The organism is Paenibacillus sp. (assembly GCF_031177825.1).
In the GTDB taxonomy this organism is placed as follows: domain Bacteria; phylum Bacillota; class Bacilli; order Paenibacillales; family YIM-B00363; genus Paenibacillus_AE.
Window position 1 is genome coordinate 244,523 of record NZ_JAPSKE010000007.1, and the last position, 26,892, is coordinate 271,414.

Here is a 26,892-nt window from a genome sequence, read left to right on the forward strand (position 1 = left end):
CGTCTCTTCCCCATGCGCTTATGATAGAGGAGAGGTATGAACACGCGAAGGGGTGCGGCGATGAAATCGAAGATGGGTCAGGTCGAATTGACGTGGGGGAGCGACGTCGTAGAGCTGAAGGAATCGAACGACGTTCTCGGCGATGTCGAAGCGCTGCGAGCGAGGCTGCGGGAAGACGGGTATTTGCTCGTTCGGAACTTCCATGATCGGGAACGGGTGCTGAAGGCTAGGGGAGAGTTTCTTGCGGCGCTGCAGACGATGGGGCGGCTGGACCCGCAAGCCCCCGTCGAAGAAGGGGTCATTCACCCGGACAATAAGAGCGGGATGTGGGGCGGCGGCGCGGAGGAGCTTGTCGAACGCTTTCCTGCGTTCATCGACGTCGTGAGCGGCGAGCGGACGATGCGGTTTTTCGACGAGCTGTTCGGGGAGAAGGCGCTGACGTACGACTACAAGTGGCCGCGGGCCATCGCGAACGGCGCCAATACGGGCGCGCATTACGATATCGTCTACATGGGCAGAGGCACGAAGGACGTCTACACGATGTGGACGCCGTTCGGCGACATTCCGCCCGAGCAAGGGACGTTGGCGCTGCTGCTCGGCTCGCAGCATTTCGAAGCCGTCAAACGAAGCTACGGCCGGATGGACGTCGATCGGGACAATGTGGCTTTACGGAGGATCCGGTCGAGTTAATCGAGAAGTTCGGAGGCGCCTGGGCGTCGACGTCGTTCCGCGCGGGGGACGCGCTCATCTTCGGCATGTTTCTGATGCACGCGTCGTTCAACAACGAGACGAACCGGTACCGGATCAGCAGCGACACGCGGTATCAGCGCGCTTCCGAGCCCGTGGACGAGCGGTGGGTCGGCCGGAAGCCGAAGGCGCATTACGCGTGGGGGAAGACGCCGCCCAAGCCGCTAAGCGTTGCCCGGAAGGAATGGGGCGTATGAAGCGATGATAGGGGAGGAACGAACAGAGGATCCGCCGAGAGGCGGATCCTTCGTTCGTTCCGACATGTTCATCGGAATGATGTGCATGCTTCGGAAAAGTGTGGATGCCCGGGCGGATGGCATCCAGCTTCTCCCATGGTACACTTGGGGGACTATCGCTCGACGGAGGAATCGGAATGCGAAAATCGTGGTTCTACAAGCTGTTGTTCTCCTATCTGCCGGTGTTCTTCATCGTCATCTCCTTCCTCATCGCGGTGTTCTTCTTCAGCGTGGGCGAGATTACCCGCGAGGCGGCGGTGACGGTGAACCGCGGAGCGGCGGCGCATACGCTCGAGGTCGTAGACCACTCGCTGCGGTCGATCGAACAGATGATGATCAAGGAATTGATGACGACCGACGGCATACAGAATTTCTATAACGAGACGCTCTGGGACGAGCCGTTCCACCGCATGGTTCGTCCGTCCGACAAGCTGCGGGACATCGTCACTCAATTCCCCATGATTCACTCCATATACATGGTGCGCTGGGAAGACGAGACGGTGCTGAGCGTCGACGCGGCGCTGCCGCTCTCGCGCTTCGAGGATCGGGCGTTCGTCGAGTCGTATCTCGAGACGGGCGACGGCTCGCGATGGACGAGCCTCCGTCCCTACAAAGAGTTAACGAATCAGAACGCGACCGACGTCGTTACGCTCGTGAAGCCGTACCCGGTGCCGGCTGGCGACCAAGGCGTGCTCGTCGTCAACGTGCGGGGGCAGTCGGTGCGGCAGCTCGTGCAGGAGATGTTCGACTCCGGGTTCTTGCAGGCGCTGCTCGTGGACCGGGACGGCGATACGCTGTTCACGACCGGACTCGAGCCGCTGCCGGCGGGGCGAACGTTCACCGAGGCGAAGTCCGATTACACCGGGTGGATCATGAAGAGCCAGATTCGGGGCGGCGCGTTTTACCGATTCGCGACTTCCTTTAACAATGTGCTTCTCTTAAGCGGTCTCGCGGCGATTATCGCGGCCGTCTTCTACATTACCTATATTTCCAAGCGCAATTACCGCCCGCTCGCTTCGCTGACCGAACGGGTGCACGGCTACGCGCAGCTGAAGGCGGAACAGCTGCTAAGGAACGGCGGGAAGGACGAGTTCGCGTTCATCGAGACGGCGCTCGATCAGATGATCGAGCAATCCGACGAGCTGCTCGGCCAACGGGAAGAGCATCTGCAGGTCAGCAAGCGGCAGTGGGTGAAGGATACGCTCGAAGGCGACTACGACACGGTGTCGGAGCGGGCGTGGCCGGAGAAGTCCGAGCGGTACGGCTGGCACGCGCCCCGCGTCAGGGCGGCCGTCCTCGTCGTCGAGATCGATCGATATATGGAATTTTGCGAGCGATACACGAAGCGGGACCAATCGCTGCTGAAATTTCTGCTCGGCAACGTCGCGCACGAAATTGCGCTGCAGCAAGGGGCGCATATTTTCGGCGAATGGCTGACGGCGAACAAATGGAGCGCGTTCCTGCAGCTGAAGGAAGGGCAGACGGCGGAGGACGTGGCGGTGCTCGCGCAGGGCATCGTGACGTGGATTCAGAGCAACGTAGATTTCCAGGTGACGATCGGGCTCGGGGACGTCGTCGCCCGCGCGGAGGACATCAGCGCGTCTTACGAGCAAGCGCTCCATGCGCTGCAGTATAAGATGACGCTCGGCAACAGCCGGGTCATCGGCCATTGGGAGGTGCCCGATCCGTCGGACGCCGCGAGCCGCGGCGGCATGGCGGACTTCCGCGGGCTGACCCAATCGTATAAGCTCGGGGAGCCGGAGTGGGAGGCGCATTACGAGCGATTCGTCGAAGAGCTGCGCACCGGCGCGTCGCCGAAGGAGGAGCTGCTGCATCAGGTCAACTACTTGGTGTATCAGCTGTCCCGCGAGCTGTCGGAGCTGAACGCCGATTACCAGCGCATCTGGTCGGAGGAGGCGGCGCCGCGGATCCATCGGCTGCTGAAGCATTTCGACACGTTCGAGGAGCTGCGAACGGGGCTTGGCGGCATCTTGACCGAGGCGCAGCGCCGGATGGCCGCGCTGCGGGAGGAGCGCACGTACTCTTCGACGATGAAGGAGGTTCGGCGGTACATCGCGGACAACTTCAGCAATCCGGACTTGTCGCTCAACCACCTAAGCGACGCGTTCGATTTGAACCCCAAATACGTAAGCCATTTATTTAAGGAAGAATTCGGAGAGAAGTTCGTCGAGTACTTGGCGGGCGTCCGCATGGAGCGAGCGAAGGAGCTGCTCGCGTCGACGACGCTGTCCATTCAGGAGATCGCGCTGCGAGTCGGGTATACGCATTCCTTTTCGTTCATTCGCATGTTTAAGAAGATCGTCGGCCTCACGCCGGGAGATTATCGGAAGCAGGCGGCGCCGCCATCCTAAAGCCGAAAAGTGCGCAGCATAGGAATATGGTGCATCCCGCGCCGCACGCCGGGCCGAATGCCAAGCGCCGCGCGGTCGCGCGAGCGATCCGAATATTGTGCAACCGCCGAGAAAGATGCGGATTGCCGGTCGCCGGAACCTGGGGCTATAGTGGGAACCAGATCGATCGACATTCCAACTTTCCAAAGAGAGGTGACATGCGCTTGGATACGGCCGAGGAGACCGCTGGACGTCGCACCCCACTGCAGCTAGAGCGTAAGGTCGACCGGAAACGGCTCAAACAGAACATTCCTTATTTCCTCATGTTCCTCCCCGTCATCGCGTATTTCGCCGTATTCAAATACGCGCCGATGGGAGGCCTCGTCATCGCGTTCAAGGACTACAACTTCGCGGACGGCGTGTTCGGCAGTCCATGGGTCGGGTTCGGGCAATTCGAGACGCTGTTCAGCAATCCGCAGACGTTGCAAATCATCCGCAATACGTTCGTGCTCAGCGTGTTAAGTTTGCTGATCGGCTTCCCGTTCCCGATTATCCTGGCCATTCTCCTGAACGAAGCGCGGCGGATGTGGTTCAAGCGATGGATTCAGACGTTCGTGTATTTGCCGCATTTCTTATCTTGGGTCATCGTCTCCGGCATGGTGATCACGATCTTCGCGACCGAGGGCGTCGTTAACGACCTCCTGGCCCCGTGGCTGGGCGAACCGATCGCCTTCTTGTACGAGCAGGGCTCGTGGCTGACGATCTTCATCGGATCGGGCATCTGGAAGGGAGCCGGCTGGGGCGCGATCATCTATCTCGCGGCGCTGTCGTCGATCGACCCGAGTCTGTACGAATCCGCGAGCATCGACGGAGCGAACAAGTTCCGGCAGATCGCCCACATTACGCTGCCGGGCCTCGCGCCGACGATCGTCATCGTCTTCATTCTGTCGGTGGGCAACGTCATGGAGGTCGGGTTCGATCAGGTGTATACGCTGCAAAACTCGGCCGTCTTTTCGATGTCCGAAGTCATCAGTACGTACACGTACAAAATCGGCTTGCAGCGCTTGCAATTCAGCTTGACCGCGGCGATGGGCTTCTTCGAATCGATCATCGGCCTCATCCTGGTGCTCATGACGAACGCCGTAGCTCGCCGGTTCGGGCAGGGCTTATGGTAGGAGGGGAGGCAACATGAAAGCTACATTCGGAGAAAAGGTGTTCTACGGCGTTAACTACGCGATCCTAACCTTGGTCGGGCTCAGCTGCATCCTGCCGATGATCCATATTTTGGCGTTGTCGCTCAGCGACGCGCAGGCCGTAGTGTCCGGGCGGGTCGTGTTTTGGCCGGTCAACGTCACGATCGAGTCGTACCGCAATCTCATCGTCGGCACCGATGTCGTGAACGCCTTCAAGAACAACGTCATCCTTACCGTCGTCGGTACGGCGCTGAGTATGGCGTGTACGGTGATCGCCGCGTATCCGCTGTCGCGCAGGGATATGTACGGCAGACGCTTCTTCACCTTGGCGATCGTCTTCACGATGCTGTTCTCGGGCGGCATCATTCCGCATTATCTCGTCATCAAGTCGCTCGGCCTGCTGAACTCGTACGGCGCGATTTGGCTTCCGGGATTGGTAAGCGTATTCAATATGCTAGTCTTGAAAACGTACTTCGAGAGCATGCCGCTCGAGATGGAGGAGGCGGCCCGCATCGACGGCTGTAACGAATGGCGCCTGCTGCTGCGGATCGTGCTGCCGCTGTCGTTGCCGGTGCTCGCCGCGCTGACGTTGTTTTACGCGGTCGGCTTCTGGAACCAGTTCATGAACGTGCTGTTGTTCATGAACGATCCGGCGAAGTACAACTTGACCGTCATGGTGCAGCAGATGATCCGAAGCCAGTCCATGATGCAAGAGCTGGCGAACCTACAGCCGGAGGACATCATGAACATGACGCCGGAGACGCTCAAATCCGCGGGCGTCATCGTCATGCTCGCGCCGATGCTGGTCATCTATCCGTTCCTGCAGAAATACTTCGTCAAGGGCGTCATGATCGGCGCGATCAAAGGATAAAGAGTACGTATTAATTAAGAACGAGGGGGATTTCCATGAAAACACGTTCGAATTGGGTCACGGCATCAACGCTCGTACTGACGGCGTCTTTGCTCGCCGCGGGCTGCTCCAACGGGGGCGGCGGGGAGGCGGCTCCCCCGAAGGAGAGCGGCGGAACGTCGACGGCCGGCGAAGGCAAGACGGGCGACGCGGCGCCGGAGGCGCGCGGCAGCATTACGGTGTCGATCTACGACAGAGGATCGATTCCGCCGGAGGAAGGCACGGCGGACAACAACCGTTGGACGAAGTGGCTGGTCGAGAACGGTCCGGCGGACGTGAAATTCGTCCCCGTCCCGCGCTGGGAATCCAAGGAGAAATTCAACGTCATGTTCGCTTCCGGCTCCGCGCCGGACCTTATCTTCGAATACGATACGGCGTACCGGAACGAATTGATCAGCCAGAAGCAGCTCATGCCGCTCAACGACCTGATCGAAGAGCACAGCGTCGAGTACAAGGCGCTGCTCGAGAAGTATCCGCTCCTTAGGAAAGTCGCGACGCGCGAAGACGGCAACATGTACGAATTCGGGCGGCTGAACGGGCTGGTGACGAACCATATCTTCTTCGTGCGCAAAGATTGGCTCGACAAGCTCGGGCTCGGCATTCCGCAAACGACGGAGGAGCTGTACGCGGCGGCGGAAGCGTTCGTGAAGCAGGATCCGGACGGCAACGGCCAGGCGGATACGCTCGCGATGGGCGTCACGGCGGTCGGCGACGCGATCCTCAACGAAATATTCCAGAACGTCGGCCATAAGGTGGTAGACGGAGGCTTGGTCAAGACGACGGAAAACAACATCGCGAAACATAACTTCGTAAAGAAGCTGTACGACGACGGCCTCATCGATAAGGATTTCCTCACGGATAAGAACAGCGAGAAGGCGAAGCAGGACTTCATCAACGGAAAGCTTGGCTTCTACGGGGCGAACGGCGGCGAGGCGTACGCGACGTTCACGGCGCTCAAGGCGAATTTCCCGGACGCGAAGGTGATGGCGATCCCGCTGCCGGCGAGCGAATTCGGCCGATTCAGTCCGGTCATCGGCAACCCGGTGCAAGCGACGGCGGCGATCAACGCGAACGCGAAGGATCCGGTCGCGGTTATGAAGTACGTCGACTTCCTCGTCCGCGAATCGACGATGACGACCCTGCAATACGGCATCGAAGGCGAGCATTACGAGGCGGGCGACAACGGCTGTCCGAAGCCGATCGACACGGAGAAGAACAAGAAGGAGCATAGCTGGACGGCCGACTATCGGATGCTGGTGTCCGCCGCGTTGTTCGGCGAGTGCGCGCATTTCAAAAATCAGCTGAACCCGGATAATCCGGTCGACGCGGAATACCTTGAAATCATTAAACAAGCGGATGCGGCTTACCTGAATCCGGAGACGCCGATGGCGGATCTGACGCACGTCGAGCAGATGCCGACGCTGCCGAAGGACCTGCAGCTGATCGTGACGAACACGGCGGAGCAGATGAAGAGCTTCATGCAGCAGGCCTTGATCGGCGGCAACAAGGTGACGGTCGAGCAAGCGGCGGCGGATTCCCAAGCGTTCTGGGAGAAGGCCGGCGGCAAGCAGGTCGACGACTGGTACGTCGACTGGTATGCGAACCATGCCGAGGATTGGATTTTGACGAAGGACATCTATGAGTTCAAGATCGAGTAGCATGACGGAACGGTATGTCGCGTCGCTCGCGCGCTGGGCCGCTTCGGCGGTCCGGCACGACATGTCTCGTCTGCCGGGACGGGAGGATCTAGCGTGCTACGGCACCGGGTTCGGCAGCTGGGGCGTGCAGACGAACCAGAAGGCGTTCGGGGCGTTCGCGGCGTTAGCCGCGGCGCCCGAGCTGCCGGAGGTCGAGGGCGGGCTTGATCGGGAGCGGCTGTACGCGTTGGCGCTCGGGACGCTCCGGTTTTCGTTAGCCTCCCATCTCGAAGGGGATTTCCATTGTACGGACGGCGCGAAGTGGGGGCATACGTGGATCAGCGCGCTCGGCATCGAACGCATGATGCACGGCGTCGAGGCGATCGCTGACCGGATGACGGACGACGACCGCGCGCTGCTTCGGCGCGTGCTCGTCTCGGAGGCGGACTGGGTGCTCTCGTCGTATCCGGTCGTCGGCCATCCGGATAACGCGAGCGGGAAGAACAAGCCGGAGAGCAATCTGTGGAACGGCGCGCTGCTGCATCGCGTCGCGAGTTTATATCCGGACCTGCCGCAGGCGGAGGCGTATCGGGAGCAGGGCTCGCGGCTGTTGATCAACTCGGTTTCCGTCGCGGCGGACGCGTCGAACGAAGCGGTCGTCGACGGGAAGCGCGTGATGGACCGGTTCGTCGGAGACAACTTCTTCCCGTCGTACGCGCTCCATCATCACGGCTATTTGAACGTCGGATATATGGTCGTCTGCTTGTCGAACGTGGCGATGCTGCATTTCGACTTCAAGCGCCGGGGCTTGCAGCCGCCGGAGGCGCTGTACCACCGGGCCCGAGAGCTGTGGGAGCTGGTGAAGCGGTTGTTGTTCCCCGACGGGCGGCTGCTCCGGATCGGCGGCGATACGCGCGTGCCGTATACGTATTGCCAAGATTACTTGATCCCGACGTGGCTGCTCGCGGAGAATCTATGGGGCGAGCGGTGCGACGGCTGGATGTCCGGCTGGCTCTCGCTCGTGGAGCGGGAGCAGGCGGCGAACGGCGACGGCTCGTACTTGTCGCAGCGCTGCCGCACGCTGGCCCGGCGGTCGCCTTACTACTATACGCGGCTGGAGTCGGACCGGGCGGTGACGCTGTCGATGGGCGCGTATTGGGGCCGGGAGGCGACGGCTTCTGTTTCTGCTTCGGCCGCTGCGGCTCAAGCCGTCGCTGCCGAGGAGCGCTTCGCTTGGTCGGACGCGTTCCACGGCGCGGTGTTCCATCGCAGTCCGAAGCGGATCGCGTCTTGGGTGTGGCAGGCGGCGGAGAAGCCGCAGGGGCTGTGTCTGCCGCCGGACGACAGCAGCCTCGCGGAGTGGCGCTGGAATTTGGCGGGGCGGATTCAAGGGCTGGGCAATCATCCCGTGCACGAGGTGGCCGCTCATCGGGAACGCGAGTTTCCCGGCGGGTTTCTCTCCTGCGGCGTACACCATGTGTTCACGGAGAAGCTGCTCGGCGAAGGGATGCCGCGCGAGCGGCTCGCGGCGCAGCGAACCGCGGTCGCCGCGCTGCCGGACGATACGACGATGATCGTACTGCAGCATGCCGTCTCGCCGGTGCGCAGCTACGCCGAAGCGGTGATGAGCCTGCATCTCCAAATTCCGAACGACCTGTTCAACGGCGGGCGTCGGTCGCTGCACGCGGAGAGCGGATCATGGGTCATAGAGGGGGCCGGGCATCCCCGGGAGGAGACGCTGTCGCTCGATTCGGCGTGGGCGAACGTCGAGGACGCGATCGGCGTCGTCGCCGTCTACGGCGGCGAGCTGCGGCTGTACCGTCCGGGCCGGCGCACCATCGCCCCGAAGCGGTACGCCGATCGGGGGCATGACGACGGGCTCGGCACGCTGTACGCGGACGCGCTCTGCATCGACGCGGAGTTGGGCTTGGCGCGGCGGGAAGCCGGCGAGCCGTACTTCGACGTCGGCGCGGTCGTTCGATCTAGCGAGACGCATGACGTCACGCGGGCGTTCGCCGCGGGCGGCGGGGCGGTCGCGGTTCGGTGCGGCGCCGCCGCGCTGCGGGCGGTCGCGGTCCGCGGCGCGGACGGCGCGGGGTACTTGTTCGTCTGGAACGTTACGGACGTGGCGGTCGAGACGGAGCTGTCGCTCCCGTACGGGAGCGGGTTGTTGTCGGAGCTCGGGACGGAGGCGCATCGGGAAGCGGACGGAAGACGGATACAGGTCGAGGCGGGGGATGCGCGCTTGTTCCGAATCTTAGAAACCGACGGAGGGGACGACGAATGAACGAACGCGATCTGCTGCTACGGGAGCTGGAGCGACAAGAGGCGGCTTATAACGCCGCGATGCGGGCGGTGACGGAGCCGTTTTCCAGCCCGGGCTACCATACGACGCTTACAGAGGACATCGGCGACGTCCATCGAACGCGGACGGCGGCGTATTATGCCCTCGCGTTGCTGGACGGCGGCCTCACGCGGCATCGGGAGCGCGCGTACGAGGTATTGGCGCGGCTCGTGGAAACGCAGGATACGAACCCCGAGAGCAAGACGTTCGGCATCTGGTCTTGGTTTTACGAAGAGCCGCTGACGCAGATGGCGCCGCCGGATTGGAACTGGGCGGACTTCATCGGCAAGCCGTTGTTGTTAACGCTGAAGCGCCATAGCGGCACGCTGCCGGAGCCGCTTCGCGCTTCGGTCGAGCAAGCGGTACGCAACGCTTGCCAAGCGATCATCCGGCGCAACGTCGGCCCGCACTATACGAACATCGCCATCATGGGCGCCTTCGTGACGCTGTGCGCCGGCGAGTGGCTCGGCGACGCCGACGTGGAAGCGTACGGGCTCGCGCGGCTTCAGCGCTTCTACGACTACACGATGGAGAGCGGGACGTTCCAAGAGTTCAACAGCCCGACCTACACGACGGTTGCGATCGAGGAGCTGTCGAGCATCCTCACGGAAACCCGGAGTCCCGTCGCGCGGCGGCTGGCGGAGGAGCTGCTCGACGTCGCGTGGAGCATGTGCGCCGAGCGGTTCCACCCAAGGACCGGACAGTGGTCCGGCCCGCACGCGCGCGCGTATTCGGAGCTGCTGCAGCCGCACGTGCTGTCGTTCCTGCAGCATGCGCTAGGCGGACGGGTGACGTGGCTGCCCGAAGAAGCGTTCCACTACCACACGATGTGGTACGGGAACCGGATTCGCTGTCCGGCGAAGTTCGTCTCTAGCTTCGTCGAACCGCGTATCTCGAGCTTGGTGCAGCCGCTGCTCGCGGACGCGGGGGGCAAGCAGCGGTACGCCGTTACGTACGCGACCGAGGACTACAGCCTCGCGACGGTCAGTCACGGCGATCTGTGGAACCAGCGCCGGAGCCTCTTGGCGTACGCCGCGACGCCGTCCGGCCCCGTCTACGTGCATCTGCGCGCGCTGCATGACGGCTACGACTACACAGGGGCCTGGTTGCTCGCCGCCCAGCGGGACGGTCGCGCGCTGTTCGGGGTGCACTTCGCCACCGACGGCGGCGACCGGCATCCGAACCTGCATCTCATTCAGGACGGGACGATTCGCGCGAAGGATCTGCGGCTGCGCTTCGAGATCGGCGGCGCGATCGAGGCGGTCGAGGCGGATTGGCTCCCTCGGGACGGGGCGCTTCCGCGATGCGTCGGCCGGATCGGCGAGCTGCCGCTTACGATCGACCTGGGAGCGGCCGTCTTCGGAGAGCATGCGATTCGGTACGAAGTCGCGCGGGACAACGGCACGATCGGCGTCGACGTGATTCTTTACGAAGGGGAGGCGTCGGACATTCGTCTTGCGGCGCTCGAGCGGGCGATCGTCGCCGGTCAGTTCGCGCTCGGCGCATCGACGGCGCCGTACGTCGCCGCGACGGACGGCGAGACGTGCACGCTCGAGGCGGACGGCATGCGCATCGCCGCGCCGGTCCGTCCCGCGCCGATTCGCGAGCTGACGGAACGAAGCGTCGCATCGACGAAGCAGACGGAGGTGACGCCATGAGCGCGCCCTTGCAGCTCCAAGCCGCGGACATACAAGAGCGGATCGACAAGATCGTCCATCAGCTGCAACATCTAAAGTCGGACCGGAACGAAGACGGGATCCCGATCGGCATCATCTCCATGGAGAACTGGGAGTGGCCGCAGGGGGTCGCCCTGTTCTCCCTATACTTGTACTACAAAGAAAGCGGCAAGCCCGAGCTGCTCGACTTCTTGACCTCCTGGTTCGATCGTCATCTGGCGGCCGGGACGGTGCCGGAGAAGAACATCAATACGATGTGTCCGATGCTGACCCTAAGCTTTCTCGTCGAGGAGACGGGGCGGGAGAATTACCGGGAGCTCTGCCTGGAATGGCTCGACTACGCCATGAACGAGCTGCCGCGCACGGAGGAAGGCGGCTTCCAGCATATCGTCTCGGGGCGGACGAACGAAGGCGAGCTGTGGGACGACACGCTGTATATGACCGTGCTGTTCACGGCGCGGATGGGGGTGCTGCTCGGCCGCGGCGATTGCGTGCAGGAGAGCGTCCGTCAATTTCTCGTCCATCTGAAATACTTGACCGATCCCGTGACGGGGCTGTTCTTCCACGGCTGGTCGTTCGTGGACAAGAGCTACTACGCCGGAGCGCTCTGGGGCCGCGGCAACGCCTGGTACACGGCGGGCTTGGTCGATTACCTCGATATCGTCGATCTGCCGTTCGGCGTCAAGCAGTTCCTGCTCGGCTCGCTCGAGCGGCAGGCGAAGACGCTGTCGGCGCTTCAAGCGGACAGCGGGCTGTGGCATACGCTGCTGACGGACCCGACCACGTACGAGGAGACGTCCGCGACGGCCGCCTTCGCGTACGGGATCCTGAAGGCGGTGCGGCTCGGCTACTTGCCGGAGACGTATGCCGCCGTCGGCTGGAAGGCGGCGCAAGGCGTCATGGGCAACATCGACGAGAACGGCACCGTTCACGGCGTCTCCTACGGCACCGGCCTCGGGCGCGACCTAGACTATTACCGCGGCATTCCGGTTTGCCCGATGCCGTACGGCCAGTCGATGACGCTGCTGATGCTCGTCGAATGCTTGAAGCATCGGTCGTAAGAAAGCCAGGGAGATTTTCTTTGCAAAATACAAACGGTTGTTCCCGTATAGATCCGATGGTATACTAACCTTATTACGAGCCGGGAGGCATTCGGATGAGCGAAGAGCGGTTGGAACGTATCGAGAACCGCTCGTTCAATTGATCCAGATGGTTGCTCAGAATAATACGGCTGTACAAGGATTGGAGCAGCGCTTCGACGGATTGGTGCAGCGGGTTGCATCGGAGAGCGAGGCTAACCGGCTGAGACATCTCGAGGTCATGGGGCAGCTCCGGAACGCGAACGCGGACGTCGATTATTTACGTAACCAGGTTTCTAAGCATGACATGGAACTTCATAAGATACGCGAGAAGTGACGACTAAGGTAATACGGGGGAGGGTTCGCCGAACGGCGAATCCTCCCCTTATTTCGTTCTTGTCGGGGAACGCCTGCCCCCAGCCACCTTCCCTCACGGCTTCTCCCCGATGAATACGCCGTACGACAGCCCCTCCCCGAATCGCCGGAGGAAGGCGGCGTTGCGCGCCGAGAACGCCGCGACGTCGGGGCGAAGCACTCGGTCGAGGTCGATGAACTGGAGCGGGTCCGCCTCCAGCTCCGCGCTTCCGACGACGAACGGCCGTGTGTCCCGCGGCGCCCAGACGCGCACGCGCACGAACCCCGCGGATTCGAGCGACTCGAACCAACCTTCCTTCGTCGGCAGCGGGGCCGAGCCGTACAACGCGCGCATCTCCGCGTCGAGCTCCGGAGCGTCGGCTTCGATCTTGTACAGCTCCCTGTCCCAGACGCGCCCGCCCGATCGAAGCACCCGCGCGTACTCGCGGTACGCCTCCGCCGGCGGAGCGAACGCCGTCACCGATTCCGCGAAGACGACATCGAACGAGGCCGTCTCGAACGGCAGCGCGAGAAGATCGCCTTGCACGAAGTCGACGGTCGCGCCGAGCATCGCCGCCCGCCGCTTCGCCTTTTCCAACATCGCCTCGCTCCGGTCGACCGCCGTCACGGCGCAGCCCATCGCGGCCAGCACGCAGGACGTACGCCCCGTTCCGCAGCCGACTTCTAACACGCGCAGCCCCGGCGCGACCTCGGCGTCGGCAAGGAAGTCCAGCGTGCCGCCGAACCCTCCGGGGTGAGCCGCCCCCGCGCCTGTCGCGGCGATGATTTCATGATACTCCATGGCAACCGACTCCTTCCTGCCACAGCATATGCGCGGCGGGCGCCCCGAACGCCCGGGCGTCCGCTGATTTCTCGCGCGGCCGGGCGGATACCTTGTCAATCCGCGCTACGCATCGATATACATAAGGGAAGTACTGCGGAAAGGAGGAGGTCTCCTTTGAAACGACTTCACCCCATCACTCCTGAAACGTGCAGTCCTTATGTCGGCAAGACGGTATGCGCAGTACTGCATGACGGAACGCAAGTCGTCGGCACGATCAGCCGCGTCACCGCGAACGGCATCGAAATCAACGGCAGCCGGTCGGGCGCTTCCGTGCTGTCCACGCGCGCTCCCGTGGCGAAGAAGCAGCTGCAGCGCATGGCGTCCAAGGCGAATACGAAAGCGTTCGGCTACGGCTATCCGGGCTACGGCTACCCCGGCTACGGGTATGGCTTCGGATTCGAATGGGCGGCGATCGCCCTGCTATTCTTGCTGCCGTTCTTGTTCTACTAGGGCAACGGGAACGGACAATGGAAGCGGGGAGGTGAGGGACATGGCATACGTAAACGCAGGCGTCGGCTGCGGCGGTTATGGCGGAGGTTACGGCGGATTCACGAGCACGGGAGCGATCTTGGTTCTCTTCATTTTGCTCGTGATCATCGCCCGGGCTTGGGCGGCGTAATGTTCGAATGAGGCGGGCAGGAGCCTGCGGTTCGCGTTCCGCGAGGAACGGAGCTGCAGGCTTTTCCTGTTTTTGACTAGATTTCTACGGCCGGTCCCGCGTAACACTGGCTTATTTCCCCGTTTAACATCGCGGAACGACTACTGTATAATTTATAAAGTTCACGCTAAGAAGCATTCCCTTGATCGCGACGTTCGCGATCTTTATTTTTATTGGGCAAGCCGGCAATCGCTGTCTTCAAGGAACGAAAGGGGGACGTCATGAAACCGATCAGCAATAGGTTGGGCCGATGGAATTCCATACAGAACCGCATCTTTTTCTCCATTCTTCTCTTTCTGATCATCCCGGTGCTGCTGACCTTCTATCTGTTGGACAAGCCGCTGGAGCGCGTCATCGAACGCAAAATCGGCAGTTCCGCGCAGGAAGCGCTCTTCCTGGTCAATTTGAACGTCGAGCTGTTTCTGAAAGACATGCTGCGATCCTCCGTCGATATTACGATCAACCCGGAGATGATCGAGCTGTTGAAGGATCCGGATGCGCTGACCCCCTACGAGAAGCTAAGGCTTAACGATGAAGTGCTGTATCGGCCGTTCAGTTCTTATTTTACCAATTCATACGTCACCGTATTCGATCGGAAGGGCAACTGGCTAAGCACGAGTTATATCTTTCAGACCTTATATAAGCAATACACGGAGTCGGAATGGTATCGCGACATGATCGATAAGCCGTATCAGTCTCGATGGATGTTCAACGACGAAACGATGCTGTACTCCGATCGCGAACCGATCCTTACGCTCGCGAGAACGGTCACCGACCTGCAGACGTCTCGGAATATCGGGGTGATCGCGTTCAGCGTCGCGGAGGAAGATATCCGGCCGTACTTGACCGGACTCGAGGGCAGCGTCTATCTCGTAAACCGGGAAGGCGTAGTCGTCTCCAGTCCGTCCAAGGACATGGTCGGGGAGCGGCTTCCCGAAGAGATCGACCTTAAGCCGTTGATGTCGGAGCCGAACGGTCAAAATATATTAGAGACGAAAGGCGGCAAATGGATCGTCAATCACGACACCGTGCGGCTGAACGGCTGGAAGATCGTGCAGGTCGTTTCTTACGATACCGTGTTTAAAGAAATTTTCGACATCCGTCGAACGAACGTCGAAATCATCGCAATCATTTTTCTCGTGTTCACCGTGGTGACCTTATCGATATCCTACAATATTTCAAAGCCGCTCAAGCTGATCCGTAAGCGGATGCAAGAGCTGGAGGACAAGCAGTTTTACTCGGCTATCGCCATTACCGGACCCGAGGAAATATCGTCGCTGATCAAGACCTACAATAAGATGGTTAGAGAGATTCGCGGATTGCTGGCGCAGGTAAAGGATGAATACGAGCAAAAAGAAGAAATGAGATTTCGGGCGCTGCAAGCCCAAATCAACCCTCATTTCATATTAAATACGCTCAACAATATCAAGTGGATGGCTTATATTCGGGGCAACGGCGACGTCGGGGACATGCTCTCCAACCTGGGCGGCATCCTGGAAGGCAGCATCGGCAGAGGCGGCAGCCTGGTTCCGTTACGGGAAGAAGTCGACTATATCGAAAATTATATCGGGCTGATGAAGCTGAAATATCACGATAAGCTGTCGCTGAAGATCGAGATCCCCGAAGCGTTGATGGATCAAGAGGTCGTGCGCATTATGCTGCAGCCCGTCATCGAAAACAGCTTGATTCACGGGATTGAAAAGCTCGACGGCCCCGGGCGGATCGTCATTAGTGCCGTAAGAGACGAGGAGCGGTTCGTGCTGACCGTGTCCGACAACGGACCGGGCATCGCCCCCGAACGGCTGCGCGAGCTCGACAGATGGCTGACGTCCGGCTTGGAGGGGCCGCCGCCCGAGCGAATCGGATTAAAAAACGTGCATGACCGGATTCGGATGCAGTACGGCGACGCTTACGGCATTTCGATATCCGGCGGTCCGGGGACCGGAACGACGGTTGCGTTCGCGCTGCCGGCGCGTAAAGCGGAGAGGAGAATGAACGATGACGTATAAAGTGATGCTTGTGGACGACGAGATGCTGGTTCGTCTCGGCGTGAAGTCGCTCATTCCATGGGAGGAACACGGGTTTCAGTTCATGGGGGACGCCCCGGATGGGGCGAAAGCGCTGGAACTGATGGCGGACGGGCCGCCCGACATTCTGCTTACCGATATCGTCATGCCGAATATGAACGGTCTCGAACTGATCGAACAGGTGAAGGCGCGTTATCCGAACACGCTGATCATCGTGCTTAGCAGCCATAACGAATTCGATTACGTGCGCAAGGCGATGAAGCTGGGCGTGGAAGATTATTTATTAAAGACGTCCCTAAAGCCTGCGGAGCTGCTGCAATTGCTCATCGAAGCAAGCGGCAAAGTCCGGCGGAATCAAGAGAAGCGTGCGGAACAAGTAAGGTTCGCCGGGGCTTCGGATGCGAACCCGGATTCGCCGACCCGGCTGCTGGAATCGGCGCTGTCGAACGAGGGAGGCGGCGAGCCCGCGCATCCAAGCGTCGCGATGCCCGACCAAACCTATCTTCTTCTTTTATACGTCAGAGGCATCCGCGAAGGGGTACCGCATCACTCCGCCGCTCAGCTGCTGAAACATCTGGTCGAGGCCGAGCTGGAAGGGATGCTGCACGCCGGACCGGTGCAGACGGACGAGCGCGAGCTGGCGGCGACGCTGCGATTGCCGGACGGCGATCGAGAGAAGCTGCAACCGCGGATCGACGATCTTGCGAACGCGTCGGGCAGTTTGCTGGGCATCTCCTTAAGCGGATATATGAGCGGCCCCGTCGGCTCGTGGCGGGAAGCGGGCGAGCGATTCGCCGAGCTGAAGAAGATCGTCGAAGAAAAGGAAAACGCCGTTCGGGCGAAGGAAACCTCCCGGGACGATATTAAGAGGCTGCTGCGTTATATGAACGAGCATTACGCCGAAAATCTATCGCTTCGGACCGCGGCGGGGATGGTCAATATGAGCGAATCTTATTTGAGCACGGTCTTCAAGAAAGAAACCGGAACGAATTTCTCCGATTGGCTGAATCTGCTTCGCATCGAAAAAGCCGCGTCGCTTCTCGTCGAGACGGATTTGCCGAGTTATTTGATCTCGGAGCGGGTAGGCTATGAGAACAGTAACTATTTCGGGCGCATTTTCAAAAAAATCAAGGGCGTCGGCCCGCAGAAGTACCGGACTTTATACGCGCAAGGCAAAGCGTCCGTCGAAAAATTGTGAACGTTTTCAACGCAGCGTCTAAATTTTATGAACATTCCGATCGAAGGTTAAAAATAGTGAAGAAATTGCGAAAACGAGTTCCTGTCTCCCCTCCTAAAGCAGAGCCTATAATGGGCACAGAAGCCTTCTCTTCGAGAAGGTTTCGCACTTTACGGAGGGGGTGAGCATTCCCATGATCGCAGGATCGCTCGCGTTATGGCCGGACGAACGCCGATTCGCGCATCCTGTCTTGCGGCAAGCGATCGGTTATTTGGCGGAGACGGACTTCAATCAGCTGGAAGACGGCAAGTACCGGATTCAAGGAGACGAGATGTATGCATCGGTCATGACGATTTCGTCGAAGCCGCCTTCGGAGCAGCCGGCGGAGAAGCACGAAACGTACCTCGACATCCATCTCCTGCTGGAAGGTTCGGAGGTCATCGGCTGGCGGTTGGAAGACGGGAGCGAGATGCCGTCGCAGGCTTACGATGCGGAGCGCGACTTCGCGTTATACGACGAATTGAGGAACGAATCGTACTTGTTGCTGCAGCCCGGCATGTTCGTCGTGTTATTCCCCGAGGACCTGCACCGGCCGGGATTGTCGGAAGCGGATGCGGGCCCGTCGACCATTCGCAAGGTCGTCGTGAAAATTCGCCATGCACTGCTGAAAATGTAAGCGCTGTAATCTCACAATCAATAAGGGGGCTTTACCGACATGCAGAAAAAACGTACATGGCAGGCCAGTATCGTACTCGCGCTGAGTCTCGCGCTAGCAACCGGCTGTTCGGGCAATGCGGGCGACAACGAACCAGCGGGCGCATCCAATAGCGGAAGCGGCGATGCCGTTTCCAAAGAAAACGTGGAAATTTCCGTTTGGCTTACGCCGCAATGGAAGGGCGTTCTCGAAGCGACGGAAGAAGGAGCGGATTACGACAGCTTCTTCAAGGTTGCGGCGGAAAAGTTTACCGAACAGTACGACAAATACAATGCGAAAATCAACGTGCAGGTCGTAGCCGGCGATCAGCGGGACGAACTGCTGAACGTGAACTTAAGCGGCGGCACGCCTCCGGATATCTTCTTCGAAAGCGTGTTCGCCATGGGCGATTACGCGCATCGCGGCGCCTTGCTTCCGCTTACGGATCTCGTCGACGACGCGGCGCGAAGCGATATCGCGAAGGGCTACTGGGATAACGTCACGTTCGGCGACGATGTCTACTTCTACCCGTTCTCCCATAACCCCGGCACCTTCGCCTACAATGCCGACATGTTCAAAGCCGCCGGACTCGAGAGCTTCATCGGCGGCGAGACGGAAATTAAAACATGGACGCTTGCCGAGTACGAGCAAATTTTGGACGGCCTTAAAAACAACCTGCCGAAGGATCGATACTCGAATGCGTACCCGATGGCGCTCTACGCGCTGAACAATCAGGGCGACACCTGGAATTTGGCGTACCTGAGAATGTTCGGCAATCCGTTCTTCGACGAGAACGGCAATATCGTGCTGAATGACGAGCGCGGCGTGAAAGCCGCGGAATGGATGAAGAAGATGTACGACAACGGCTATACGAATCCAGGCGCCGAATCCGTATCCTCCAACGACGCCAATGCGATGTTCCAAAACCAGCAGCTGGCGATCAGCTTTACGAACGCCGTTCTGTTCAACAACGCGAAGGCGGATATGGAGTCCGGCAAAGCGCCGAAGTTCGACATTCGGCTGGCGAACATCCCGTCCGAAGGCGGCGACCCGCTCACGTTCACCTACGTGGTAGGCGCCAGCGCGTTCAAGACGGGGGACGCCAAGCGCGAGGAAACGGCGAAAGACTTCATCAAGTTTTTCTCCACGGATCCGGAGCTTGTGAAATCTTCCAAGAACAGCGTGCCGGTCCGTTCTTCCGTCGCGAACGAATACAAGGATCAGTATCCGTTCTTCGCGGCTTACGACAAGAACGCGGCGTACATGTTCGCGTTCACGGGCAACGTTCCGGGGTACAGCGAGTTGAGACAAGTGCTGTTCCCAGAGCTTCAGGCGCTGTATATCGGCGAGAAGACGGCCGCCGAAGCGGTAAGCAGCTATCAGACGAACGGCAACGCCGTGATCGCGAAGGCGAAGGAAAACTCCACGCTCGCGAAATAACCAGCCTTTACGAGAGAAGCAAAATTCGTTTCCGATGCTCGCGGCGCGCGAGAAGCCGCGGCATCGGAAAGAAAGGTAACGGATAACCATGAATATGAGAAACCATTCCTTGAGAGAAAACATAACCGGCTATCTGTTCATCTTGCCGCAACTCCTGCTGTTTCTGCTGTTTATCGTCTATCCCATTATCGAAGGAATCCGGCTTAGCTTGTACAAGGTGCAGTACCGACAGGAAACCTTCGTAGGCTTCGATAACTACGTTACGCTGTTCAACGACCCGGTATTTTTCAAATCCATCGTAAATACAGTCGTCTTCGTCATCTTTATCGTGCTGCTGACGGTCGTGTTCTCCATATTCGTCGCGTCCGCCGTATTCGATAAGAAGGCCAAGTACGTGTCCTTCATCCGCGGAAGCTATTATATTCCGGTCATGGTATCGATGGTCGTCATGAGCATGGTATGGAGCTTCCTGCTCAGCCCGGCCAACGGACTCATCTCGTATGCGGCCCGCGAGATGGACTGGAGCGTCGTCAATTTGCTCGGGAATAAAAACACGGTGCTGCCCGTCATCATCTTCGTCACGTTCGCCACGAATGTGGGTCAGGCCATTATTTTATATATCGCGTCCATGATCGGCGTGCCGAAGGATCTGTTCGAAGCCGCGGAAGTGGACGGGGCAAGCCGCTTGCAGGTGATCTTCCGAATTCTGATTCCGCTCGTTCAGCCGACGACGATCTACATTACGATCATCAACATCATCGCCGTCCTGAAAATATTCGTCGTCATCCAGCTTCTGACCGGCGGAGGACCCAATAACGCATCCGTTACGATGATGTACTATCTCTATAACAACGCGTTCAAGTTCAATCAGCTCGGCGTCGCGTCCGCGGTAGGGGTTATCATGTTCGTCATCACGATGCTGCTCTCGGTGCCTCAGCTCCGGGCGTTGTTCAAGGATAAGTGAGGGATCAACCATGCTGCATTCGAAATCGAAGTCCAAAAGACAAAAGGAAACCTACGACGTCGTCTCCAATGGCATCGTCCTCTTTTTCGCGGTATTGAATCTGTTTCCGCTGTATTGGCTGTTCACCAGCTCGATGAAAAACAGCTCCGACGTCGTGAAGATGCCTCCGGACTGGTGGCCGAAGACGTTTACGTTTTCCAATTATGTCGAAGTGTTCGAGAGTCAGCCGGCGCTGCGCTGGACGTTCAACAGTCTCTATGTGGCGGGGTTGTCCACCGTATTGCTGGTCGTCACCAGCTCCATGGCGGCTTATGCCTTCTCGAAGCTGCGCTTCAAGGGGAAAAACGTCATCTTCGTTCTGTTCATTTCCAGCTTGATGGTCCCGAAGGAAGTCATGATCGTGCCTTTATTCCGCATCGCGCAGGATCTGGGACTCGTGAACGACTTGCACGGCATGATCTGGCCGAACGTGGCCACCGCTTTCGGCGTATTTCTGCTAAAAGGATTTTTCGACTCCGCTCCCGACGCGCTGCGCGAAGCGGCCAGAATCGACGGCGCGGGCGAGGTGCGAACGTTCCTGCAAATTATGCTGCCGATCGTGAAGCCCGGAATCGGCGCGTTGTTTATTCTGAATTTCGTGCAAGTCTGGAACGACTATATGTGGCAATTGGTCATCGGTCAGGAGAAGGAAATGAAAACGCTGATGGTCGGCATCGCGACGCTCATGCAGGATTTGAATCCGAACTTCGCCTACAAGATGGCGGGAGCGACGGTCGCGGCCATCCCGATGCTGCTCATCTTCGTTCTATTCCAGCAATATTTCACGCGCGGCATCTCGATCGGCGCGGTGAAAGAGTAGAGGCGGCTTATGTCGGGGAAGCATTGGGTTGGCGTGGATGTCGGAGGCACGGAGATCAAGTTCGCCGTCTTCGCGGAGGACGGGAATATCGTCTTTCACGGGAAGCGGAAGACGCCGGCGGGCTCGGCCGACGTCGGCATCCCGGAGGCCGTTATCGCGATCGTGCAAGAGACGACGGATCGGTACGGTCCGATGCAGGGCGCCGGCATCAGCACGGCGGGCGTCGTCGACGCGGAGAGCGGCGAAATTCTGTTTGCGGGCGGCACCCTTCCGGAATACAAAGGAACCAATCTGAAGCGGACCGTGGAAGAGCGGTTCGGGCTCGGAACGACGGTCGCGAACGACGTGAACGCGGCGGCGGTCGGCGAGCGGTGGAGAGGGGCGACCGCGGGCGTCGACGATTTTTTTTGCCTGACGCTCGGCACGGGCATCGGCGGCGCGTTGTTCTGCGGCGGCCGTCTGGTGACCGGCGCCCATTCCCGCGCCGGGGAAATCGGACATTCCTTGTATGACAAGGACAGCGGCACGACTTACGAGCAGAGGGCGTCCATGTCCGCGCTGCTGAAGCGGGCGGCCCGCGAACTGCCGGGCTTCGACGGCAGCGGGTTTACGTTGTTCGAAGAAGCGAAGGCCGGCAATGCGCCGTACGCGGCCGTTATCGACGGATGGACGGAAGAGATCGCCAGAGGCATCGCCGGCATCATCGTCCTGGCCGACCCGGCGCTGATCGTCATCGGCGGAGGCGTATCGGAACAGGGAGAGTACTTGTTGGATAACATCAAACTTCGCGTGTCGGATTATGTGCCTCCGGGCTTCTCCCGGTCGGAGCTGACGGTCGCGAAGCTCGGCAACAAAGCCGCGCTGTATGGGGCGGTATACCCCTACTTCAAAGAAGAGATGGAGCGATAACCGATGAACATGATCGAAACGTTCGAAGGGATTTATGTAGCGATGTATTCCGCTTACGACGACAAGGGCGAAGTGGACGCGGAGCGCGTGAAGAAGCTGGCGAGATATTATGTCGGGAAGGGAATCAAAGGTTTGTACGTCGGCGGCAGCTCGGGCGAAGGCATCCTCCAGACGGCCGAGGAGCGCAAGCGGGTGCTGGAAGCGGTCATGGAGGAAATTCGCGGCGAGTTGAAGGTAATCGTGCATGTGGGGGCGAACTCGACCCGCGAGAGCGCGGAGCTGTCGAGGCACGCCGAGCTTCATGGCGCGGACGCGATTTCCGCGGTGCCGGCCATCTATTATCGACTGTCCGACGAAGCGGTCGAACGCCATTGGCAGCACATGATCGACAGCAGCGAGCTTCCGTTTGTTATTTATAACATTCCGCAGACGACCGGCTTCCGGCTGTCGCCGAAGCTGCTTGCGAAGCTGGCCGCGCAGCCGAAGGTGATCGGCGTGAAGATGTCCGGCGAGAGCGCGTTCGAGCTGCAGCAGTACAAAGTCGCGGGCGGCGACGACTTCCTCGTCTTTAACGGACCGGACGAGCAATTCCTCGCGGGGAGAATCATGGGCGCGGACGGCGGGATCGGCGGCACGTACGGCGTCATGCCGGAATTGTTCTGCAAGCTGAACGAGCTGTATGCGGAACGCCGCTTGGCGGATGCGCAGGAGCTTCAATATCAGATCAACGCCGTCATTATAAAGTTGCTCTCGTATCCGTCGCTGTACGGCGCCGCCAAGCACATCCTGTCGCTCCGCGGCGTGGAAACGGGACAACCGCGATTGCCGTTGCTGCCGGTGCGCGAAGAGGATTATGAATCGCTGGCCGCGTTGAACGACGAGATCCTTGCGCTCGTCGCGCAATCCGGCGACGGCGACCGGTAAGGAGACGATCGACGATGTTGGACGCGATGGAGGGCGGCTTGGTCGTATCGTGCCAGGCGCTGGAACAGGAGCCGCTGCATAGCTCGTTTATCATGAGCAGGATGGCGCTTGCGGCGAAGGAAGGCGGAGCGCTCGGCATTCGGGCGAACTCCAAAGCGGATATTATCGCGATCAAGCGGGAAGCGGATCTTCCCGTCATCGGGATCGTGAAGCGCGATTACGAAGGCAGCGAAGTACTCATTACCGCGACGCGCAAGGAAATCGACGAGCTGCTGGAGAGCGGCTGCGAGATGATCGCGATGGACGCGACGCTTCGCGGGCGCCCCGGCGACGAGACGGTCGAGTCGTTGGTCGCCTATTGCCGCGGGAAGAACCCGGGCGTGCAGCTGATGGCGGATATCTCGACCGTCGAGGAAGCGGTCGCGGCGGAGCTGCTGGGCTTCGACTGCGTCTCTACGACGCTGCACGGCTATACGCCGGATACGGCGCATACCAAGCTTTACGAGGACGACTTCGCGTTTCTGAAGGCGGTGCTCGAAGCGGTGAAAGTGCCTGTGATCGCCGAAGGCAACGTGCTGACGCCGGAGATGTATCGCCGATGTTTGGAGCTTGGGGCGGCTTCCGTCGTCGTCGGCGGCGCGATTACGCGGCCGAAGGAAATTACGGCACGCTTCGTGCAAGCCGCATCCTCTACAACAAAACAATAGTACGGGCGGAGCCGGCGAATTGCCGGTTCCGCTTTTTTTTGCCCCCTTGCAGGAAGAGGACGAGTCACGTACGGATTGGCGTTGTGTCGATAAGGATTAGCCGCCCCGGCGAATCCCGCGCCCTGCGGCGGCGCGCGAACAATCACGAATTGATTATAGTCCGTCATCGCGGCCGTCTCTTACGATGAGGAAGCAGGCGAAACCGCATCGCAAACTCAGACCTAAGGAGAGGTGCTATCCACGATGACATCCGAAACCGACGTTTTGCCTCCGGTCGAGCCGCCGGCGCTGATCGACGCGGACATCCATAATGTGATGAAGGATCCGAGGGACTTGCTTCCGTATCTTGCGAAGCCGTGGCATAAGCAGTGGCTCGCGACCGGCACGGGCGTAGGCACGCCCTATTATTCGACCGTCGGCGTCTTGCGCAGAGACGCCGTCCCGGACGACGGCGGCCCTCCCGGCAGCGATCCGGCGTACGTGGTCAAGGACCACCTGGACCGCTACGATATCGACTACGGGATCTTGACCGGCTCGAACACGCTGGAGATGTCGCTCAACCCGGACATGGATTACGGGAACGCTGTCTGTTCTGCCTACAACGACTACTTGCTCGATCAATGGCTGCCGGTCAGCCCGCGGTTCCGAGGGTCGCTCGTCGTCAACCACTCCGACCCGCAAGCCGCGGCGGCGGAGATCGACCGGCTCGGCGGCCGGCCCGACATCGTGCAAGTGGTGATGTCCAGCGCCGCGCGCATGCCGTTCGGTCAGCGATTTTACCACCCGATCTACGAAGCGGCGGAACGCAACGGCCTGCCGGTGGCGTTCCATCCCGGTACGGAGGGGCGCGGCATATCCGGACCGCCGACGCCGTCGGGATACCCGTCGCGGTACATGGAATGGCATAACGCGCTGCCGACCAACTACATGGCGCATATCAACAGCCTGGTGTGCGAAGGCGTGTTCGAGAAGTTCCCAACGCTGAAGTTCGTCGCGATCGAAGGCGGCATCGCCTGGCTGCCCCACCTGATGTGGCGGATGGACAAGAACTTCAAGGCGCTCCGCGACACGACGCCGTGGCTCCGAAAGCTGCCGTCGGAATATATCCGGGAGCACGTGCTGCTCACGACGCAGCCGATCGAGGAGCCGGAGCATCCCGAGCATCTCGTCCAGATTTACCGCATGTGCGGCGCCGAGGATATGGTCATGTACTCGAGCGACTACCCGCACTGGGACTTCGATCCGCCGAAGCTCGCGCTCGCTGCGTTCCCGAAGGACATTCGCGGGAAGCTGCAGGCGGCGAACGCAGCCAAGCTGTACGGGTTGACGGTCAAGCCCGCGCGGGGAGGGGCGTAAGTGAACGCGAGCCTAAGGAAGATCGTAACGGACGTCGTACGGGATCGATGGTTGTATGTCATCGCCTTGCCGGGTCTCGCCTTTTTCGTCCTGTTCAAGTACTTGCCGATGGGCGGCGTGGTCATCGCCTTCCAGGATTATCATCCGTTCACGGGATTCGTCGGAAGCCCTTGGACGGGCCTAAAGCACTTCGTTCGCTTGTTCGGGGATCCCGACTTCATGATGCTGCTGCGCAACACGCTGCTGCTCTCGCTGTACAATATCGCGCTCGGCTTCCCGGCTCCCATCCTGCTGGCGCTCATGCTCAACGAGCTGCGGCGGCAATGGTTCAAGCGGTCGATCCAGACGCTCATCTACGTGCCGCACTTCATGTCGTGGGTCGTCGTCGTGTCGATGTTCTTCGTCATCTTCGAATCGCAGGACGGCGCGTTCCAGAACCTGATCGCCGCTTGGGGCTTCGATAAGTTTACGTTCATGATGGACGACGGCTGGTTCCGCCCGATGTACATCTTGCAGGTCATCTGGCGTGACACCGGATGGGGCACGATCATCTACCTGGCGGCGCTGGCCGGCATCGGGCCGGAGCTGTACGAAGCCGCCCGCATGGACGGCGCGAGCCGCATGCGGCAGATCTGGCATATTACGCTGCCAGGAATTCGCGGGACGATCATCATCCTGCTGCTGCTGCGGCTCAGCGACGTATTGGACCTCAGCTTCGAGCACGTCTACGTGCTGCTCAACGCGCTCAATCGCGACGTCGGCGAAGTGTTCGATACCTACGTCTACCGGGTCGGCCTCATTAACGGGCAGCTTAGCTATGCGACGGCGGTCGGCCTGTTCAAGGGAGCGGTCGGGCTCGCGCTGGTGACGATCGCGAACGGCCTCGCGAAGAGATTCGGAGAGGAGGGTATTTTTTGATGGTAGACAAGAGCTTTAGCAGCCGGGCGTTCGACGCCGTCAACGGCACCCTGCTCGTCCTGTTCGCGCTCGTGACGATCGTGCCGTTCGTGCACGTCATCGCCAGCTCCTTCGCGTCGGCCGCGGAATATAACCGGACGGACTTCCTCCTGTTTCCGACGGAGTTTTCGCTGAAGGCGTACGAATACATTTTCACGACGAATGCGCTGCCGAAGAGCTTAGCCATCACGGTATTCATCACCGTTGTCGGGACGCTCATCTGCTTGGCGCTCACCGCATTGACCGCGTATCCGTTGTCGCGGCGGCGGATGCATTTTCGCAAACCCCTGATGTTCCTGATCGTATTCACGATCATCTTCCAGGGCGGCCTCATTCCCGACTATCTCGTCGTCAAAGAGCTCGGGATGCTGAACTCCTACTGGTCGTTGATGCTGCCGAGGGCGATCATTCCGTTCTATCTCATCATCCTGATCAACTTCTTCAAGCATCTTCCGGACGAGATCGAGGAATCGGCCAAGATGGACGGCTGCGGCGACTTGCGGCTGCTGCTGCGCATCATGATTCCGCTGTCGATGCCCGCCTTGGCTTCGCTCACGTTGTTTTACGCGGTGTTCCAGTGGAACACGTACATGCACGCCATTCTGTACATCAACGATACCGAGAAGTGGCCGATCCAGGTGCTGCTGCGGCAGATCGTCATGGTGTCCCAAGCGGGCTTCGTCGAACAAGGCGTCGTGGAGGGGGAGCAATCGATCCCGCCGGACACGGTCAAGATGGCCGTCATTACGGTGGCGACGTTCCCGATTCTGTTGGTATATCCGTTCTTGCAGAAGCATTTCGCGAAGGGCGTCTTGCTCGGTTCGATCAAAGGCTGATGGGGAAGAAGGG

At 60.0% G+C, this 26,892-nt stretch carries 24 protein-coding genes; 23 read left to right on the forward strand and 1 reads right to left on the reverse strand.

Translation table 11 applies throughout. The features are described 5' to 3' along the window. Positions 1 to 60: 60 nt before the first annotated feature. The 9 genes from RIN49_RS11270 to bglB all read left to right on the forward strand — a co-directional run bounded on the left by RIN49_RS11270 (position 61) and on the right by bglB (position 12,155). Complete coding sequence (locus RIN49_RS11270; protein WP_309120267.1) at positions 61 to 690, forward strand: phytanoyl-CoA dioxygenase family protein; 630 nt, start codon at positions 61 to 63, stop codon at positions 688 to 690. 65 nt (positions 691 to 755) lie between these two features. Beyond that, positions 756 to 944 carry a hypothetical protein gene (locus RIN49_RS11275; RefSeq protein ID WP_309120268.1) on the forward strand — a complete coding sequence of 63 codons (189 nt, stop codon included), beginning with the start codon at positions 756 to 758 and terminating at the stop codon, positions 942 to 944. Positions 945 to 1,120: 176 nt separating this feature from the next. Next, positions 1,121 to 3,355 carry a helix-turn-helix domain-containing protein gene (locus tag RIN49_RS11280; RefSeq protein WP_309120269.1) on the forward strand — a complete coding sequence of 745 codons (2,235 nt, stop codon included), beginning with the start codon at positions 1,121 to 1,123 and terminating at the stop codon, positions 3,353 to 3,355. A gap of 197 nt (positions 3,356 to 3,552) precedes the next feature. Continuing rightward, complete coding sequence (locus RIN49_RS11285) at positions 3,553 to 4,509, forward strand: ABC transporter permease (RefSeq protein WP_375295235.1); 957 nt, start codon at positions 3,553 to 3,555, stop codon at positions 4,507 to 4,509. A 13-nt stretch (positions 4,510 to 4,522) separates the two neighbouring features. Further along, a complete protein-coding gene (locus RIN49_RS11290; protein WP_309120270.1) occupies positions 4,523 to 5,398 on the forward strand; it encodes a carbohydrate ABC transporter permease in 876 nt (291 codons plus the stop codon). A gap of 35 nt (positions 5,399 to 5,433) precedes the next feature. Next, positions 5,434 to 7,095 (forward strand): extracellular solute-binding protein, encoded by a 1,662-nt coding sequence (locus RIN49_RS11295; RefSeq protein ID WP_309120271.1) that lies wholly within the window; start codon positions 5,434 to 5,436, stop codon positions 7,093 to 7,095. Position 7,096: 1 nt separating this feature from the next. Continuing rightward, positions 7,097 to 9,361, forward strand: a complete 2,265-nt coding sequence (locus tag RIN49_RS11300) for a hypothetical protein (RefSeq protein ID WP_309120272.1) — start codon at positions 7,097 to 7,099, stop codon at positions 9,359 to 9,361. Further along, positions 9,358 to 11,076, forward strand: coding sequence for a hypothetical protein (locus RIN49_RS11305; RefSeq protein ID WP_309120273.1), 1,719 nt, complete (start codon positions 9,358 to 9,360; stop codon positions 11,074 to 11,076). Before RIN49_RS11300 ends, RIN49_RS11305 begins: the two co-directional genes overlap by 4 nt. After that, complete coding sequence (gene bglB, locus RIN49_RS11310; RefSeq protein WP_309120274.1) at positions 11,073 to 12,155, forward strand: beta-galactosidase BglB; 1,083 nt, start codon at positions 11,073 to 11,075, stop codon at positions 12,153 to 12,155. The genes RIN49_RS11305 and bglB overlap by 4 nt, the downstream gene beginning before the upstream one ends. A 448-nt stretch (positions 12,156 to 12,603) precedes the next feature. Here bglB and RIN49_RS11315 read toward each other — a convergent pair whose 3' ends face one another. After that, positions 12,604 to 13,329, reverse strand: a complete 726-nt coding sequence (locus tag RIN49_RS11315) for a class I SAM-dependent methyltransferase (protein WP_309120275.1) — start codon at positions 13,327 to 13,329, stop codon at positions 12,604 to 12,606. Positions 13,330 to 13,485: 156 nt separating this feature from the next. Between RIN49_RS11315 and RIN49_RS11320 the strand changes: the two genes are divergently transcribed. The 14 genes from RIN49_RS11320 (at position 13,486) to RIN49_RS11385 (ending at position 26,879) form a co-directional block, all read left to right on the forward strand. Beyond that, positions 13,486 to 13,821 carry a hypothetical protein gene (locus RIN49_RS11320; protein WP_309120276.1) on the forward strand — a complete coding sequence of 112 codons (336 nt, stop codon included), beginning with the start codon at positions 13,486 to 13,488 and terminating at the stop codon, positions 13,819 to 13,821. Between the two features lie 40 nt (positions 13,822 to 13,861). Continuing rightward, on the forward strand, positions 13,862 to 13,990 hold the full coding sequence (locus RIN49_RS11325) for a hypothetical protein (protein WP_309120277.1): 129 nt from the start codon (positions 13,862 to 13,864) through the stop codon (positions 13,988 to 13,990). A 260-nt stretch (positions 13,991 to 14,250) separates the two neighbouring features. After that, on the forward strand, positions 14,251 to 16,038 hold the full coding sequence (locus tag RIN49_RS11330) for a sensor histidine kinase (RefSeq protein WP_309120278.1): 1,788 nt from the start codon (positions 14,251 to 14,253) through the stop codon (positions 16,036 to 16,038). Next, on the forward strand, positions 16,028 to 17,254 hold the full coding sequence (locus tag RIN49_RS11335) for a response regulator transcription factor (RefSeq protein ID WP_309120279.1): 1,227 nt from the start codon (positions 16,028 to 16,030) through the stop codon (positions 17,252 to 17,254). Before RIN49_RS11330 ends, RIN49_RS11335 begins: the two co-directional genes overlap by 11 nt. 172 nt (positions 17,255 to 17,426) lie before the next feature. Beyond that, a complete protein-coding gene (locus RIN49_RS11340; protein WP_309120280.1) occupies positions 17,427 to 17,909 on the forward strand; it encodes a NanQ anomerase/TabA/YiaL family protein in 483 nt (160 codons plus the stop codon). 39 nt (positions 17,910 to 17,948) lie between these two features. Further along, complete coding sequence (locus tag RIN49_RS11345) at positions 17,949 to 19,367, forward strand: ABC transporter substrate-binding protein (RefSeq protein WP_309120281.1); 1,419 nt, start codon at positions 17,949 to 17,951, stop codon at positions 19,365 to 19,367. Between the two features lie 109 nt (positions 19,368 to 19,476). Beyond that, positions 19,477 to 20,331 carry a carbohydrate ABC transporter permease gene (locus RIN49_RS11350; RefSeq protein WP_309120282.1) on the forward strand — a complete coding sequence of 285 codons (855 nt, stop codon included), beginning with the start codon at positions 19,477 to 19,479 and terminating at the stop codon, positions 20,329 to 20,331. 10 nt (positions 20,332 to 20,341) lie between these two features. Next, positions 20,342 to 21,190, forward strand: coding sequence for a carbohydrate ABC transporter permease (locus tag RIN49_RS11355; protein ID WP_309120283.1), 849 nt, complete (start codon positions 20,342 to 20,344; stop codon positions 21,188 to 21,190). A 9-nt stretch (positions 21,191 to 21,199) separates the two neighbouring features. After that, the gene (locus RIN49_RS11360) at positions 21,200 to 22,099 is read left to right on the forward strand and encodes an ROK family protein (RefSeq protein WP_309120284.1); all 900 of its coding nucleotides are present in this window, start codon (positions 21,200 to 21,202) and stop codon (positions 22,097 to 22,099) included. 3 nt (positions 22,100 to 22,102) lie between these two features. Beyond that, complete coding sequence (locus RIN49_RS11365; RefSeq protein WP_309120285.1) at positions 22,103 to 23,023, forward strand: dihydrodipicolinate synthase family protein; 921 nt, start codon at positions 22,103 to 22,105, stop codon at positions 23,021 to 23,023. Between the two features lie 14 nt (positions 23,024 to 23,037). Further along, the gene (locus RIN49_RS11370) at positions 23,038 to 23,730 is read left to right on the forward strand and encodes an N-acetylmannosamine-6-phosphate 2-epimerase (RefSeq protein ID WP_309120286.1); all 693 of its coding nucleotides are present in this window, start codon (positions 23,038 to 23,040) and stop codon (positions 23,728 to 23,730) included. A gap of 243 nt (positions 23,731 to 23,973) precedes the next feature. Then, on the forward strand, positions 23,974 to 25,086 hold the full coding sequence (locus RIN49_RS11375; protein ID WP_309120287.1) for an amidohydrolase family protein: 1,113 nt from the start codon (positions 23,974 to 23,976) through the stop codon (positions 25,084 to 25,086). After that, complete coding sequence (locus tag RIN49_RS11380) at positions 25,087 to 26,004, forward strand: ABC transporter permease (RefSeq protein ID WP_309120288.1); 918 nt, start codon at positions 25,087 to 25,089, stop codon at positions 26,002 to 26,004. Then, positions 26,004 to 26,879 carry a carbohydrate ABC transporter permease gene (locus RIN49_RS11385; RefSeq protein WP_309120289.1) on the forward strand — a complete coding sequence of 292 codons (876 nt, stop codon included), beginning with the start codon at positions 26,004 to 26,006 and terminating at the stop codon, positions 26,877 to 26,879. Before RIN49_RS11380 ends, RIN49_RS11385 begins: the two co-directional genes overlap by 1 nt. The last annotated feature ends 13 nt before the right edge of the window (positions 26,880 to 26,892 follow it).